Source organism: Amycolatopsis sp. NPDC052450 (assembly GCF_044547565.1).
GTDB lineage: Bacteria > Actinomycetota > Actinomycetes > Mycobacteriales > Pseudonocardiaceae > Amycolatopsis.
The window spans coordinates 41302-53722 of sequence record NZ_JBIUAQ010000042.1 but is presented as its reverse complement, the minus strand read 5'-3'; the positions used below and the strand labels follow the sequence as shown (position 1 = coordinate 53722).

Annotated in this window: 17 protein-coding genes; 7 read left to right on the top strand and 10 right to left on the bottom strand. The window is 69.0% G+C overall.

Annotation, left to right across the window (positions count from 1 at the left end):
- The first annotated feature begins 53 nt into the window (after positions 1–53).
- Together ACIHAO_RS39155 and ACIHAO_RS39150 are read left to right on the top strand one after the other, a co-directional pair.
- The gene (locus ACIHAO_RS39155) at positions 54–1019 is read left to right on the top strand and encodes a 2-hydroxyacid dehydrogenase (protein WP_396566727.1); all 966 of its coding nucleotides are present in this window, start codon (positions 54–56) and stop codon (positions 1017–1019) included.
- Positions 1016–2140, top strand: coding sequence for a glycerate kinase (locus ACIHAO_RS39150; protein ID WP_396566725.1), 1125 nt, complete (start codon positions 1016–1018; stop codon positions 2138–2140). The genes ACIHAO_RS39155 and ACIHAO_RS39150 overlap by 4 nt, the downstream gene beginning before the upstream one ends.
- Positions 2141–2258: 118 nt before the next feature.
- Here the strand turns inward: ACIHAO_RS39150 and ACIHAO_RS39145 are convergent, their stop codons facing one another.
- Positions 2259–2570 (bottom strand): hypothetical protein, encoded by a 312-nt coding sequence (locus tag ACIHAO_RS39145; RefSeq protein WP_005153325.1) that lies wholly within the window; start codon positions 2568–2570, stop codon positions 2259–2261.
- Positions 2571–2651: 81 nt separating this feature from the next.
- Positions 2652–2867: a hypothetical protein gene (locus ACIHAO_RS39140; protein WP_396566723.1), complete on the bottom strand. Its 216-nt coding sequence runs from the start codon at positions 2865–2867 to the stop codon at positions 2652–2654.
- Positions 2868–3039: 172 nt separating this feature from the next.
- On the opposite strand from ACIHAO_RS39140, the gene ACIHAO_RS39135 reads away from it, so the two are divergent.
- The 4 genes from ACIHAO_RS39135 to shbA all read left to right on the top strand — a co-directional run bounded on the left by ACIHAO_RS39135 (position 3040) and on the right by shbA (position 5062).
- Complete coding sequence (locus ACIHAO_RS39135) at positions 3040–3495, top strand: GtrA family protein (RefSeq protein WP_396566721.1); 456 nt, start codon at positions 3040–3042, stop codon at positions 3493–3495.
- 10 nt (positions 3496–3505) lie between these two features.
- Complete coding sequence (locus ACIHAO_RS39130; RefSeq protein WP_125792636.1) at positions 3506–3856, top strand: YidH family protein; 351 nt, start codon at positions 3506–3508, stop codon at positions 3854–3856.
- The gene (locus tag ACIHAO_RS39125; RefSeq protein WP_396566719.1) at positions 3853–4155 is read left to right on the top strand and encodes a DUF202 domain-containing protein; all 303 of its coding nucleotides are present in this window, start codon (positions 3853–3855) and stop codon (positions 4153–4155) included. The genes ACIHAO_RS39130 and ACIHAO_RS39125 overlap by 4 nt, the downstream gene beginning before the upstream one ends.
- Before the next feature lie 250 nt (positions 4156–4405).
- Positions 4406–5062: an RNA polymerase sigma factor ShbA gene (gene shbA / locus ACIHAO_RS39120; protein WP_396566717.1), complete on the top strand. Its 657-nt coding sequence runs from the start codon at positions 4406–4408 to the stop codon at positions 5060–5062.
- A gap of 98 nt (positions 5063–5160) precedes the next feature.
- On the opposite strand, the gene ACIHAO_RS39115 is transcribed toward shbA, so the two are convergent.
- The 5 genes from ACIHAO_RS39115 to ACIHAO_RS39095 form a co-directional block, all read right to left on the bottom strand.
- Positions 5161–5400: a hypothetical protein gene (locus ACIHAO_RS39115; RefSeq protein WP_396566715.1), complete on the bottom strand. Its 240-nt coding sequence runs from the start codon at positions 5398–5400 to the stop codon at positions 5161–5163.
- 123 nt (positions 5401–5523) lie between these two features.
- Entirely contained in the window at positions 5524–5772 is a 249-nt protein-coding gene (locus tag ACIHAO_RS39110; protein ID WP_396566713.1) for a hypothetical protein, read from the bottom strand.
- Between the two features lie 60 nt (positions 5773–5832).
- Positions 5833–6663, bottom strand: a complete 831-nt coding sequence (locus tag ACIHAO_RS39105; protein ID WP_396566711.1) for an amidohydrolase family protein — start codon at positions 6661–6663, stop codon at positions 5833–5835.
- Positions 6660–7631 carry an aldo/keto reductase gene (locus ACIHAO_RS39100; RefSeq protein ID WP_396566709.1) on the bottom strand — a complete coding sequence of 324 codons (972 nt, stop codon included), beginning with the start codon at positions 7629–7631 and terminating at the stop codon, positions 6660–6662. The genes ACIHAO_RS39105 and ACIHAO_RS39100 overlap by 4 nt, the downstream gene beginning before the upstream one ends.
- Positions 7628–7930: an L-rhamnose mutarotase gene (locus ACIHAO_RS39095; RefSeq protein ID WP_125786611.1), complete on the bottom strand. Its 303-nt coding sequence runs from the start codon at positions 7928–7930 to the stop codon at positions 7628–7630. The genes ACIHAO_RS39100 and ACIHAO_RS39095 overlap by 4 nt, the downstream gene beginning before the upstream one ends.
- Positions 7931–8036: 106 nt before the next feature.
- Here ACIHAO_RS39095 and ACIHAO_RS39090 point away from each other — a divergent pair, with 106 nt between their 5' ends.
- On the top strand, positions 8037–8747 hold the full coding sequence (locus ACIHAO_RS39090) for a FadR/GntR family transcriptional regulator (protein ID WP_396566707.1): 711 nt from the start codon (positions 8037–8039) through the stop codon (positions 8745–8747).
- A gap of 103 nt (positions 8748–8850) precedes the next feature.
- Here the strand turns inward: ACIHAO_RS39090 and ACIHAO_RS39085 are convergent, their stop codons facing one another.
- The 3 genes from ACIHAO_RS39085 to ACIHAO_RS39075 are packed head-to-tail and all read right to left on the bottom strand — an operon-like array spanning position 8851 to position 12415.
- Positions 8851–9864: an ABC transporter permease gene (locus ACIHAO_RS39085; protein WP_396566705.1), complete on the bottom strand. Its 1014-nt coding sequence runs from the start codon at positions 9862–9864 to the stop codon at positions 8851–8853.
- Positions 9861–11381 (bottom strand): sugar ABC transporter ATP-binding protein, encoded by a 1521-nt coding sequence (locus ACIHAO_RS39080; protein ID WP_396566703.1) that lies wholly within the window; start codon positions 11379–11381, stop codon positions 9861–9863. Before ACIHAO_RS39080 ends, ACIHAO_RS39085 begins: the two co-directional genes overlap by 4 nt.
- Positions 11378–12415: a sugar ABC transporter substrate-binding protein gene (locus tag ACIHAO_RS39075; protein ID WP_396566701.1), complete on the bottom strand. Its 1038-nt coding sequence runs from the start codon at positions 12413–12415 to the stop codon at positions 11378–11380. Before ACIHAO_RS39075 ends, ACIHAO_RS39080 begins: the two co-directional genes overlap by 4 nt.
- Positions 12416–12421: the final 6 nt, after the last annotated feature.

Genomic DNA, 12421 nt, shown 5'->3' with positions numbered 1-12421 from the left:
CTCCGGGGATTCTCACGTTTGGGATACCAACCGCAGCCCACTAGGCTGAGCATGTGACCTCGACGATCGCGGTGACCCGGTGGATCCCCGACGAAGCGCTGAAAGTGCTCGCCGAAGCCGGGGAAGTGAAACTGTCACGCGCCGACCGGCCGCTGACGCCGGACGAACTGCGCGAGTTCGTGCGGGGCGCGTCCGCGATCGTCGGGATGCTGCACGACCGGATCGACGGCGAGGTCGCCGACGCGGCGGGCCCCGAGCTGCGGGTCGTGGCGAACGTGGCCGTCGGCTACGACAACATCGACGTGCCGGCGCTGGCCGGACGCGGGATCACCGTCACCAACACCCCCGGCGTGCTCACCGACGCCACCGCGGATCTGGCGTTCGGGCTGATCCTCGCGGTCACGCGGCGGCTCGGCGAGGGCGAACGGCTGATCCGCTCGCGCACCCCGTGGTCGTTCCATCTGGGTTTCCTGCTCGGCTCCTCCCTGCAGGACAAGACGCTCGGGATCGTCGGGCTGGGCCAGATCGGGCAGGCGGTCGCGCGGCGGGCGCTCGGTTTCGGTATGCGGATCGTCTACTCAGGACGGTCGCGGGCCGCCGAGGACGTCGAGAAGACCTTGGGCGCGAAGTACGTCCCCTTCGGCGAACTGCTGGAAAGCTCCGACGTCGTTTCGCTGCACTGCCCCCTGACGCCCGAAACCCGGCACCTCATCGACGCTGCCGCGCTGAGGTCGATGAAACCGGGCGCGTACCTGATCAACACCACGCGCGGTCCCGTCGTGCACGAAGCCGCGCTGGCGGACGCGCTCGAAGCCGGGGAGATCGCCGGAGCGGCACTCGACGTGTTCGAAGCCGAACCCGAGGTCGAGCCGCGCCTGCTGGACCGCGAAAACGTCGTCTTGACGCCTCACCTCGGATCGGCGACGGTCGAAACCCGAACTGCCATGGCCGTGCTCGCGGCCGAAAACGTCGCGTCGGTGCTCGCCGGCGGGAACCCGCTGACGGAGGTTCTTCCATGACTCGTGTGGTCATCGCGCCCGACAAGTTCAAGGGAAGCTTGACCGCGGTCGAGGCCGCGGAGGCGATCGCCCACGGCGTCCGCGACGCGCTGCCCGAGGCCGAGGTCTCCTCCTGCCCGGTCGCCGACGGCGGCGAAGGAACGCTCGACGTCCTCGTCGCGGCGGGCGGCCGGCTGGTGGAACTCCCGGTCCGCGGGCCGCTCGACGAAACCGTCGACGCGCGCTACGTGACCCTCGGCGGAACGGCCTACATCGAATCGGCCCGCGCGTGCGGGATCGAGTTCGTCGAGCCGAGCCCGGAGGTGGCGCTCACCGCGCACACCTGGGGTGTCGGCGAACTTCTCGCGCACGCGCTCGACAACGGCGCGCGGCGACTGGTGCTGACCGTCGGCGGGACGGCGAGCACCGACGGCGGCGCCGGGATGCTGGCGGCGTTGGGCGCCGGGGTCTTCGACGCGTTCGGCGCGCCGGTCGGGCTCGGCGGCGGCACGCTGGCCCGCGTCGCGCTCGCCGAACTCGGCCCGGTGCGGGACAGGCTCGGCTCCGTCGAGGTCGCCGTCGCCACCGACGTGACGAACCCGTTGCTCGGCCCCCGTGGCGCGGCCGCGGTCTTCGGCCCGCAGAAGGGCGCGGGCCCGCGCGAGGTCGAGCAGCTGGACGAGGCCCTGTCCCGCTGGGCACAGGCGCTGCGGAACGCCGGGGCCCAGGACGTCTCGGACCTTGCCGGCGCGGGGGCGGGCGGCGGAGTCGCCGCGGGCGCGATCGCGGGACTCGGCGCGAGCGTCGAATCCGGTTTCCAGCTCATCGCCGGGCTCACCGGCGTCGCCGACGCCATCGAACGCGCCGACCTGGTCATCACCGGCGAGGGATCGCTGGACGAACAAAGTCTCGACGGCAAGGCCCCGGCGGGCATCGCGGCCCGCGCACAGGAACACGCGGTGCCGCTGATGGTGCTGGCCGGACGGATCCAGCTGGACCAGAGCCAGCTCGCCGGCCTCGGGGTGGTGGGCAGCGCCGCCCTGATCGATCACGCGCCCTCGCTCGACCACGCGCGTGCGCACGCGGCGGAACTGCTGCGCGAGCGCGCCGGTGAACTGGTCCGCGCCTGGGCCCGCGGCTAGCGGCAGCTGTTCAGGCGTCGCGAAAGCCACTTTCGCGACGTCGGACGTCCCGAAAGTGGCTTTCGCGACATCATCGTCGGAGGGCGAGCCTGCTCGGCAAACCGTGAATCCGCCGGGCTCAGCTGCCAGGCTGAGGCTGAGCCTGCGGAAGTACGGCGAAGGCGACTTCGCCGGTTTCGTCCTGCTGGACGTCGAGCACCTTGTCGTCGAGCAACGCGGCCGCTTCCGGCTCCAGGAACACCTTCGGGCCGCCGTCGGCGCCGAGCACCTTGTCGCCGCTTTCGGGTTCGGGGGCGACGGAAACCGCGAGCTGGGGGCTGTCCCCCTGCTGGGAGTGCATCGCGAACCGCAGCCCGCCTCCGTCTTGGCCGTTCTCCTGCCCGGTCAGTGCCGTGATCGCCTCGGCGGCGGCTTCGGTGACTGTCAGCATCTCTGCCCTTCCTTCGTCGCGGTCTTGCACTTGACGGACCACGCTAGGGGGTTCCGGCACGGCCTGCCGTCTGAGTGAAGATCATTTTTCGCCGACGTCGGGCACCTCCTCGGCCAGCCGCATGGCGTGCGACTCCCCTTCGCGGATTTCCGCGGGGGTGGTCCCGAACCGGTCGGCCCCACTCCAGTGCTCGGGCGGCTCTACACCTTCTTCGAGCGGATCGACGCGGAGTTCGTCCTCGTCGAGCGCCTCGGTGGGATCCAGCGTTTCCGGCTCCGCGCTCTCACGGTCGTTCATCGGCCGCTCCCTCCTGGTCGGACGTCGGCCGGGGCGTGCTGTACTCGACCCGGCTCCTGTGGCTTACCCGGCGTATTCGCAGGCCAAACAGCGACGCTGTCGCGGGGATCACAGTTTCTCAGGTAGTTCATTAGCTTCACAAGTTTGTGAAGCAAGGAGTAGCGTCGTCGGTATGACCACCACCAGGTGGGCGCCAGGGCACCGGATCATCCGGCGCGCGCCGGAACGACACCACGAACTCGGCAACCACGCCGCTTGGTACGTCGTCGCCGGAGTGGCCGCCACCGGCCTGCAAGCCGTGCTGTTCCTTTTCCTCCAGTCGATCCTCGGTGCCCAGGTGGCCAATCTGGTCGCGCTCGCGGTCACCACCGTGGGAAACACCGAGTTCCATCGCCGGGTCACCTTCGCCGGCCGCAAGAGCAATGCGGGCAAGCGGCACTTCCAGGACCTGGTGACCTTCGCGTTCTACGCCGTGTACGGCTCGATCGTGCTCGCGTCCCTCGACGCGGTGATCACCGAGCCGACCGCGCTCGAGCAGACAGGCGCCCTGCTCGCGGCCAGCGTCGTGGGCGGCATCGCGCGCTTCGCGGTCCTTCGCTGGTGGGTCTTCGCGCGCCGGAGCGCCTAGGCTTCGCCGCGTGGCAGAGATCAACGGACCGCACGACGGCGGTTCGGAACCCGACTACCGATTCACGCTCGCCAACGAACGGACGTTCCTCGCCTGGCTCCGGACGGCGCTGGGCCTGCTCGCGGGCGGCGTCGCCGTCCATCAGCTGGTTCCCGACCCGAGCACGCTGAGCACCGTCCTCGCGGGAATGTGCGTCGTACTGGCCGCCGTGCTCGCGGCGAGCGCGTATCCGCGCTGGCGGCAGGTGCAGGCCGCGATGCGCGCGGGGCGGCCCCTGCCGAAGAGCGGGATGCTGATCCTGCTGAGCGCCGGAATCCTCGCGATCACACTGACGGCCGCGGCACTGGTGGTCTTCTCGTGAACGCCGGCGATCACGGAGCGCAAGCGGAACGGACCGGGCTGGCCTGGCGCCGGACCGCGCTCGCGGCTACTGCCTGCACACTCCTGCTCTTGCACAGCGCGGCCCGGCGAGGCTGGGGAACGACGGTCGTCCCGGTCGCGTTCGCGGGTGCCATGGTGATCACCTTCCTCGCCGCGGGAGCGTTCCGTGAACGAGCACTGCGCCGTCCGGGGACCCCGAAATCTCTTAACCCAACCCTTGCTGTCACAACGTCGGCACTCGTCGTAGCGACAGCGGTCGCGCTGATCGCGGTGCGCTAACCGGCACGCACGTCCTGCGATCCCCGGAGCCTTTTCCGCGACGCAGAGTCTCGGTTGTATTAAGCCGACTCCGGCGAATGGGCTATCTCTAGTTGAAATCTTTACTGCCGTCCGATCGGCGCCTACGATTACGCTGCGTCGCAACGGCGGCAGATGGATCTGATCTTACGGAGCATCTGCCGCCCTCAATCGTTACGGAGTGTTGACCCCTCGACTGCGACGGTCGCAGGGTCGGCCGGGGAGGACGACCATGCAAGCAATCTCCAGCGCGTCCAGAACCGTCACCCCCGATGCGGTCCCCGGATACACGACTCCGGAGAACCTGCCTCGACCGGGCGGACGGCTGACGAAGGAGGATCTCGATCCTCTCGTCAAGGACGCGGGCGACGGGAATCCCGCCGCGATCCAGTCACTGCTGCGGATGATCGGGCCGGTCGTGGTCCGGTACTGCCGCGCCAGAATGGGTGGGCGCGACCTGTCCTACCTGTCGGCGGACGACGTCGCGCAGGAAGTGTGCATGGCCGTGCTGAAGGCGCTGCCCGGCTACCAGGATCGCGGAGGTTCGTTCCTCTACCTCGTGCACGCCATCGCGGCCAACAAGGTCGCCGACGCCTACCGCGCGGTCTCCCGCGACCGGTCGGAGCCGGTACCCGAACTGCCGGAACGCCCCATCGGCGACAACGAACCCGAGACGCACGCCCTGCACCTTGACCTCGGTGCCCGGCTCAGCCGCTTGCTCTCCACCCTGCCGCGGGTGCAGCAGGAGATCCTCGCCCTCCGCATCGCCGTCGGCCTCTCCGCCGCCGAAACCGCCGAGGCACTCGGAATCTCCGCCGGCAACGTGCGCGTGACGCAGCACCGCGCACTCGCCCGCCTGCGGACGATGGTCAAGCAGGACGAATTCTGAGCTTTTCTCCCCCTGCCGAAGGTCGTTGACCGGCGGCTATCAGGCGCCAGGACCCCGCGCCTCCCCCTTTTCTTTCTTTCTCCGAGCCGCCCGGCCGTTCACCGCCGCGACTCGATAAGGCCGACCGCGCCGAGCACTTTCGCGACCACCGACGGATCCGGCTCCGGCCGGTGTATCTCGTCACGCAGCCGATCGCCGACCGCGTCCGCGTGGGCCCTGGCCTGCCTCGCCTGGGCGCGCGACTCCACCGCCCTGCGGTTCGCGACGAAGGCGACGCGCACCGCCACCGCGGCGACCACGAGCGCGACCGAAGCGAGCACCAATGCCGCGATGATCATCCGGCCTCGCCTTGGCCGACGGAGCCGGGCTCTTTCTCCAACGAGGAAGTCACGAGCATCCGATACCCGTCCCCGCACCGGCCAAACCGGGAGGGCACGTGGTGCTCGGCACACCCGGCGGGCTCAAGCTCCCCGCTGCACGACCATGGTGTCGAGCACGGACGCCGCCAGCCGGAGTTCGTCCTCGTCCGGTTCGGGTTTTCCGGCGACCTTGGCCCGGAGTTCGGCCGCGGTCGTCACCACCATCGCGCCGTCAGGATGGTCCTCGCCGCCGGCGGCCACCACCCGGAGTTCACCGCCGACGAGGATCAGTGCCGGTTCCGGCAGGTCGGAATCGAGCAAACGACGGAGATCCGCACTGGTCACCCTCATCGCGATTCCCCTTTCCTCGGTGCTGTAGCCATACGAGCCGGATACCCGGCTCAGGCCCGTTCACGCGGCGGGAAGCCGGTAAGCGCGCTTCGCGGTGCCATCGAAGAAATCGAGCCGCTCGGCGTCACTCAGCGAGCCCGTCAGCGAGACCGCCGTGTCCACGACGACCTCGTACGCGGCCGCGAGTTCGCAGACCGGCCAGTCGGAGCCGAACATCAGCCGCGAAGCCCCGAAGGACTCCAGCACGTGCTCGGTCCAGCGCGCCAGCTCTCCGACCTTCCACCGCGCCCAATCCGCCTCGGTCACGAGCCCGGAAAGCTTGCAGTACACGTTGTCCAGCTCCCCCAGCGCCGCGACGCCGTCCGCCCACGGCTGCCATTCGCCCGAGCCGATCGGCGGCTTCGCGGCGTGGTCGAGCACGAAAGCCTGATCAGGCAACGCTTTCGCGGCGGCGAGGGCAGCGGGAAGCTGCGGTGGCTTCACCAACAGGTCGTACGCGAGCCCGGCCTCTCCCAGAGCCGCGAGTCCACGCAGGACCTCGGGCCGCGTCAGCCACGACGGATCCGGCTCGTCCTCCACTTGATGCCGGATCCCCACCAGCGGCCCGGAAAACGAGGCCACGCGCTCGGCGACGTCGGGGGCGGTCAGGTCGGTCCAGCCGACGACGCCCGCGATGAGCGGCCCGGCCTGAGCCAGGGAAAGGAATTCGCGCGTCTCCTCCTCCGACGAGACCGTCTGCACCAGCACGGTCCCCTTCACCCCCGCCGCCTTCGTCACCGTGCGGAGATCGTCCACTGTGTACGGACGGCGGATCGGATCCAGTGCCGAACCGGTCATCCACGGGTAGTCACGCCGCGAAGGATCCCAAAGATGGTGGTGCGCGTCGATCACGACTGTCCTTCCGGTCGCAGCACGGTGTCCTCACGCAACAGTCCCGCACGGATCAGGTCCGTCCACAACTCGCGCGGCACCGGGCGCCGGAACCGTTCCGCGTTGAGCCGGACCTGGCCGGGATCGTGCGCGCCGACGACGACGGACACCACCGACGGATGCGCGGCGGGCAGCGCCAAAGCGGCCTGCGGAAGTTCGACACCGTGCCGTGCGCACACCTCGGCGATCCGCTGGGCGCGCTCGACGAGTTCGGCCGGGGCCTCGGCGTAGTCGTACATCGTGCCCGGTGACGCGGTCGCGAGGATCCCGGCGTTGAACGCGCCGCCCGCCACCACGTCCACTCCGCGTTCGGTACACAGCGGCAGGAGATCGTCGAGAGCGGGCTGGCTGAGCAGGGTGTACCGGCCGGCCAGCAGGATCACGTCGAGATCGAACCGGCGGACGAACTCCGTGAGCATCGGCGCCTGGTTCATCCCGGCCCCGATGGCGTCGATGACCCCTTGCTCCCGCAGTTCGAGCAGCGCGGGGAACGCGCCGTTGACGGTGTCCTCGAAATGCTCGTCCGGGTCGTGCACGTAGACGACGTCCACGCGGTCGAGCCCGAGCCGCTCCAGACTGTCCTCAAGCGACCGGAGGATCCCGTCGCGGCTGAAGTCCCAGCGGCGTTTGTACGCGGCGGGAACGACGAAACCCTGCGAGTCGGTGCGCGAAGCACCGGCGGGATCGGGTTCCAGTACGCGGCCGACCTTGGTCGACACCACGAAATCCGCGCGGGGATACGCCGAAAGCGCCGCGCCCAGCCGCCGTTCCGACAGCCCGAGACCGTAGTGCGGGGCGGTGTCGAAGTACCGGATGCCTTCGTCCCACGCCTGCCGGACGGTCGCTTCGGCCGTCTCGTCGGCGATGGCGTGGTACAGGTTGCCCAGCTGCGCGCAGCCGAGCCCCAGCGGGGACAGTGGGATCTTCACGGAAGCTCCCACACCAGGCCGAGGCCCGAATCGTTGCCCGAGTAGTCGTCCTCGACGTCGAGCAGCTCCGCCATCCGCGCCTGCCACGGGATGTTGGCCGGATGATCGCGCAGGACCGCGCGCATCTTCGCGTAGTCCTCGACCTCCACGACGTGGAAAAGGTCGAGACCGTCCCGCCAGATCCGCCACGAACGCACGCCCGCACCGCGCAGGGCTTCGTCCAGTTCAGGCGGGATGACGGCGTGGACCGACTCGTATTCGGCCTCCTTGCCCGGCTTCAGCCGGGTGTGGAGTGCCACTCTTTGTAGTGCGACACCGTGGGTCACCGCGCCTCCTCAGTTCGAAACATGGCACTCTGTCAACTGACACTCAAACATCCGAGGTCTTCGGGGAGGGCGGTGGAACATGCCGGTCACCGATGTCGCGATCGACAAGATCAAGGACATGATCATCTCCGGTGAGCTTGCTCCGGGCGACAGGCTGCCGAAGGAGGCCGAACTGGCCCAGCGGCTCGGCCTGTCCCGCAGCTCGCTGCGCGAAGCGGTGAAGGCGTTGTGCCTGATCCGCGTGCTCGACGTCCGCCAGGGCGACGGAACGTACGTCACCAGCCTCGAACCGAATCTCCTCCTCGACGCGATGACGTTCGTGGTGGACTTCCACCGGGACGACACCGTGCTGGACTTCCTCGCCGTCCGCCGGATCCTCGAACCGGCGGCGACGGCGATGGCCGCGATGCACATGAACGACGAGGACATCGCGGAACTAGGCCGCCTGCTCGGCGAACTGGCCGACTCGCCGACAGTGGAGGCGCTGGTCGCGAACGACCTGCAGTTCCACCGCAAGATCGCCGACGGCTCCGGTAATCCGGTGCTGTGCTCGCTGCTGGACAGCCTGTCCGGCCCCACCGCGCGCGCCCGCATCTGGCGCGGCCTCACGCAGGAGGGCGCGGTCGCGAAGACCCGCGAGCAGCACACGGCGATCTACGAGGCCATCGCCGCCCGCGAACCCGAACTCGCGCGTTCGTGGGCGACCGTGCACGTGGCGGGGGTGGAGCAGTGGCTCCGCAACGCGCTCGGCACCGCCGACGACCCCACCACGACCGCCGAAGCTTCCTGACACTTGCGCCCTCCCGAGGCTTTCGATGGCTCTTGCGGCGTGCAATGAAGGGGCCTTTCATCGCAAAATTCGCAATGAAAGGCCCCTTCATTGCATCGGTGTGCTAGGTCTGCGCCTTCCCGCCGGCATAGCGGGAGATGATCAGCGCGACCAGGATGATCACGCCGTAGATCGCCTTCAGCCATTCCGGCGGCACCTGCGCGACCTGCAGCAGGTTGGTGACCGTCTGCAGGAGCAGCACGCCGGTGAGCGCCCCGACCAGAGTGCCCTTCCCACCGTCGAGTGAGACACCGCCGATCACCGCAGCGGCGAACACCTGAAGGATCAATCCGTCGCCCTGATCGGCGCCGAGCGCGCCGACGTAGCCGGTGTACGCGAGCCCGCCGAGCGCGGCCAGCACCCCGGCCACGACGAAGACACCCCACGAGATCCGGTCGACGCGGATACCGGCGGCCCGCGCGGCTTCACGGTTGCCGCCGATGGCGTACAGCGAGCGGCCGATCCGGTGATACCGCAGCCCCAGCCCGAACACGGCGAACAGCGCCGCGGCCAGCCACACCGACATCGGCAGCCCGATGAACGTCGTCGTGGCCAGCGCGGTGAACACGTCCAGCTGGTCGAACAGTGTCTTTCCCTGTGTGGAGCCGATCTGCGTACCGCGCAGCACCGTCAGCATCGCCAGCGTGACGATGAAGGCGTTCAGCTTCAGCTTGACGATCAGGAACCCGTTCACGAAGCCGACCGCGGCACCGGCCACCAGCACGGCGAGGATGCCCGCGAAGCCGGGGATCTCCGTGCCGAAGCCGGAAGACGTCACGGGGATGACCAGCATCGCGCCCAGCGCGGGCGCCATGCCCATGGTGGATTCCAGCGACAGGTCGAACTTCCCGGTCAGCAGCACGAGCGATTCGCCCAGCACCACCATCGACAGCGCCGCGGAGGCGGACAGGATCCCGACGATGCTGCCGAAGGTCAGGAACGTGTCACTGATCAGTCCTCCGATGATCAGCACCACGATCAGCGCCGGCACCAGGGCGAGTTCGCGCAGCCAGCGGAACTTCCGGCGCTTCGGCGCCGCGAGTGTCGAAGTCTTCGGATCGGTCATCAACTCGGTCACCGTTCGACTCCTTCGATGTCGGCCACCAGGTCGCCGTCCGACCAGCCCGCCCGGTGTTCGGCTACCACCGCACCGGCGCGCAGCACCAGCACCCGGTCGCTCAGGCGGAGATCGTCCAGCTCGTCGCTGACGATCAACACCGCCTTGCCCTCCGCCCGCACCCGATCGACGACCGCGAGCAGCGCTTCCTTCGACTTCACGTCCACGCCCGCGGTCGGGTTGATCAACACGACGAGGCGCGGATCACCGGCCAGCGCGCGGGCGAGGACGACTTTCTGCTGGTTGCCGCCGGAAAGATCCGACACCGGCTGGTCGGCATCGGCCGCGACGATGTCGTAGTCCGTCAGCGCTTTCGAAGCCTTCGTGTACCGGACGCCCGGTGACGCGAGGCCACCCTTGCCGAGACGATCCAAAATGGACAGTGTGGCGTTGTCCATGATCGAGTGTTCGAGCACCAGTCCTTCGTGGTGCCGGTCCCTCGGCACACAGCCGATCCCGGCGCGGATCGCGGCCGGGATGTCGCCCGGCTTCAACGGTTTCCCGTCCACCCTGATCGTGCCGGAGGCCGGGGAACGCAGTCCGTACACGGTTTCGGCGACCTGGTGCTTCCCGCTGGCATTGCTGCCCGCGAGGCCGATCACCTCACCGCGGTGGATCCGGAAGGTCACGTCGGCGAACCCGTCACCGGAAAGCCCGTCGACGGTCAGCACCTCGTCGGCGTCCGGCGCCAGCGCCTCGCGCGTCGAGGCGTCGCGGACGGAAAGCCCGCCCTGCTCGCCGGTCATCGCGTCGATCAGCTCGGCACGGCCGACCTCCGAAACCGGCGCGGTCAGGATGTGTTTCGCGTCGCGCAGCACGGTGACCGCCTGGCACACCTCGTACACCTCGTGGAGGTGGTGCGAGATGAACAGGAACGTCACCCCGATGTCCTGCATCTGGCGCATCCGCGCGAAGAGCCGTTCGATCGCCTGGCTGTCCAGCTGCGCCGTCGGCTCGTCGAGCACGATGAACCGGGCACCGTAGGACAACGCCCGCGCGATCTCGACGAACTGCCGGTCCTCGACCGAAAGCTCGCCCGCCGGGGTGTCGACGTCGACGTGGACGTCCCACGAGTCGAGCAGTTCCCTGGCTTGGCGGCGCAGACGCTGCCAGCCGATCGCGAAACCCTTTCCGGACTGGCGGTTGAGGAACAGGTTCTCCGCCACGGTCAGCTGCGGGACGACCATCGCGTGCTGGTAGACACAGGCGACCGCGCGTTTCCAGTCGTCCTGTTTGGACAACGGCGGTGCGGGAACGCCACCGAACTCGACGTGCCCGGTGTCCGTTTTGGACAGTCCGGTGAGGATGGAGACGAGCGTCGACTTCCCCGCACCGTTGCGGCCGACGAGCGCGTGCGACTCGCCGGGATACACGGTGAGGCTGACGTCGGACAGCGCCACGGTCGGGCCGTAGCGTTTGCCGACGCCCTGTGCGCTGACCACCGGCACGGCGGCGGATCCGGCGGGCAGCGCGCTCACAGGTTGTTCCCCCAGAGGGCCTTGTCGTCCACGTTGTCCTTGGTGACGACGGGCGCGGGGAGCTGGTCTTCCAGTATTCCCGGCCGGACCTCGACGACGGTGCTGCCGTGATCGGTCGGCCCGGCCTTGAAGGTCTCCCCCGCCATCGCCTTCTTGATCCAGTACATGCCGTACTTGGCGTAGTCGTCGGCGGGCTGGGAGACGGTCGCGTCGAGTTCGCCGGCGCGGATCGCGGCGAGCTCCTGCGGGATGCCGTCGTTGCTGACCAGCACGACATGCTTCGGGTCGCCGACCGGGAAGTAGAGGTTCTTGCGCTTGAGCGCTTGCTGCGTCGGCGCCAGGTAGACGCCGCCCGCCTGCATGTACACGGCCTTGATGTCCGGGTTCGCGGTCAGCAGACTGTCCAAACCGGACGAAGCCTTGTCCGCCTTCCACTCCGCGGCGACCTCCAGCACCTGGACCTGTGGGTACTTGGTCTTCACGCACTGCCGGAACGCCTCGGAGCGGTCGCGGCCGTTGACCGAGGCCAGGTCGCCCATGACCTGCACGACCTTGCCCGACGTGATCTTCGCGCCGATCGCCTCGCAGGCCTTGGTGCCGTACGCCTTGTTGTCCGCGCGCACCACCATCGCGATCTTGCCGCTCTCCGGCGCGACGTCGACCGCCACCACCGGAACCCCCTTGTTCTCCGCCGCCTTGAGCCCCGCGACGACGGCGGCGGAGTCGAGCGGCGTCACGACCAGACCCTTGATGCCCTGGTTGAGCAGGGTGTTGATGTCGGTGATCTGCTTCGCCGGATCGCTGTCCGCGTTGACCGTCGGCAGCGCGTCGACGCCCTGCTCCTTGGCCTTCTGCGGTACGTAGTTGTTGTAGGCCTGCCAGAACGGCGAGGTCAGCAACGGGATCGTCGCGCCGACCTTGCCGCCCCCGCCCGCACCCGGTTGGGGTGCGTTGTCCTTCGTGGACCCACAGGCCGTCAGGGTCAGCCCGAGCGCCGTGGCCGCGGCGGCCACCTTGATCACCCTCGTACGCACCGCATC